Origin of the sequence: Candidatus Accumulibacter aalborgensis (assembly GCF_900089955.1) — a bacterium.
Classification (GTDB): domain Bacteria; phylum Pseudomonadota; class Gammaproteobacteria; order Burkholderiales; family Rhodocyclaceae; genus Accumulibacter; species Accumulibacter aalborgensis.
Window position 1 is genome coordinate 1 of the sequence record NZ_FLQX01000100.1, and the last position, 2,085, is coordinate 2,085.

1 protein-coding gene is annotated in these 2,085 nt (G+C 61.6%); it reads left to right on the plus strand.

The features are described 5' to 3' along the window. Positions 1-244: 244 nt before the first annotated feature. Positions 245-2,085, plus strand: a 1,841-nt coding sequence (locus ACCAA_RS07760) for a pyridoxamine 5'-phosphate oxidase family protein (RefSeq protein WP_186406670.1), incomplete at its 3' end; no start/stop codon positions are given.

Genomic DNA, 2,085 nt, shown 5'->3' on the forward strand with positions numbered 1-2,085 from the left:
TTCCCGACCGTACGCGGGATATTTGGAGCCCTTAGACCTTGGCCAGGGGAGGACGTAACACCGCCACGGGTCGTAAGTCGTCAGTGAGTTAAATCGGAAGCGGTCGTTCGGGCAAGGTCGACAACGAAGCCGTTGCCGAAGACCCCTGTCTGCCCAGGAACCGCGTCTTTCCTTTCTTCCCATAACCCAGCAAGACTGGTAAGTAGTTTGTACGGGCGCAGTCTGCGACCAGGAGTTGACAACGATGAGCGCTGAAACAGCTTCCCCCTGGCACCGCGGCGAACGTGAGCTCCAACAAAGCCTCGGCGTCGCCGAGCGCATGGATGTCTTTGGTCGCCAGGCTGTCCGTGACTTCATGCCGGAGCAGCATCGCGCGTTTTACCGGCAGCTCCCGTTCCTGGTGATCGCCGCCGTCGACGCGGCCGGTGATCCCTGGGCGACGCTCGTCGACGCGCGCGCCGGTCTGGCGAAGTCGCCCGATTCGCAACACCTGCAAATCAACGCCCTGCCCGGCCAAGGCGATCCCGTTCGCGATGCATTGATGCCGGGCGACGCCATCGGCGTACTCGGCATTGATCTGCAAACGCGCCGCCGCAATCGCGTCAATGGCAAAGTGGTAACGCGCGACAGCCACCAGATCATGCTGCAGGTCGAGCATGCATTCGGCAACTGCCCACAGTACATTCAGACAAGGAACTTTACGTTTTCAGGGGATCCAGCCGGGCCCTTCGTCGGTCGAACCGAAGTGCTGCCGAAGCTCGATGCCGAGGCAAATGCCCTGATCCGCGCTGCCGACACCTTTTTCGTCGCCAGCTATGTGGATCCCGAGGGGGATGCAAGCAGGCGGCAGATCGACGCCTCGCATCGCGGCGGCAAGGCCGGTTTTGTCCGTATCGACGAAGAGGTGCTGACCATCCCGGATTTTGCCGGCAACCTGTTTTTCAATACGCTGGGCAATCTGCGCGTGAATCCCAGGGCGGGCCTGGTATTTGTCGACTTCGCCAACGGCGATCTGTTGCAACTGACCGGTCGCACCGAACTGGTCCTGACGGGTGAAGAAGTCAACAGCTTTCAGGGGGCTGAGCGACTCTGGCGTCTGTATGTCGACAAGGGGTTGCGCCACCGCAGCGTGCTGAAACTGCGCTGGCGTCTTGACGACATTTCGCCCAATTCGCTGATGACCGGATCGTGGGAAGAGGCCCTGGCTCGCCAGCAGGCACAGGCGCTGCGCAACCAATGGCGGCGTTTTCGCGTCGCACGCATCAGCAACGAAAGCTCGACCATCAAGTCGTTCTATCTCGAACCCGCCGACGGTGCCGGATTGTCCTTGTTCAAGGCGGGGCAGCACCTGCCCATCCGGATGGTCGTCACCCCCGGCGCAGCGCCGACCATTCGCACCTATACCTTGTCACTGGCGCCGTCGGATGGCTGCTATCGCATCAGCGTCAAACGCCAGGGAGTGGTTTCGCAGTTCCTCCATGACCACACCGCTACCGGCGATGAAATTGAAGCCCGTGCGCCGCTGGGCGATTTTGTCGTAGACCCGCATGAACTCCGCCCACTGGTTCTCCTGTCGGCAGGTGTGGGAATCACACCTTTGCTGGCCATGCTGCGCGAGGTGGTCTACGAAGGCCTGCGTACCCGCCGCGTACGCCACACATTTTTCATCCACGCGGCGCGCACCTTGGCCGAGCGTGCTTTCGGCAGCGAAGTGCAGGAACTGATCGAGCGCGCCGACGGTGCTGTCGAGGCGGTGCGCATTCTCAGTCAGCCCGAACCGACGGCCGTTCTCGGCAGCGATCATGAAGCTCAGGGGCGCATTGACCTGCCCTTGCTGAAAGCACTCCTGCCCCTCGACGATTTCGATTTCTACCTTTGCGGTCCGTCGGCGTTCGCTCAGGACCTCTACGACGGCTTGCGGGCGGCGCACATTGCCGACGAGCGCATACATGCCGAACAGTTTGGCCCGTCATCGCTGCGTCGACGGGTGACGGACCAGGTCACGGAAAACGGACTGCCCACCCTGTTAACGGCGTCGTCATTCCGTAGAAATCTGGCGTCGACAGTTTTGCAGCGTAGCCCGCA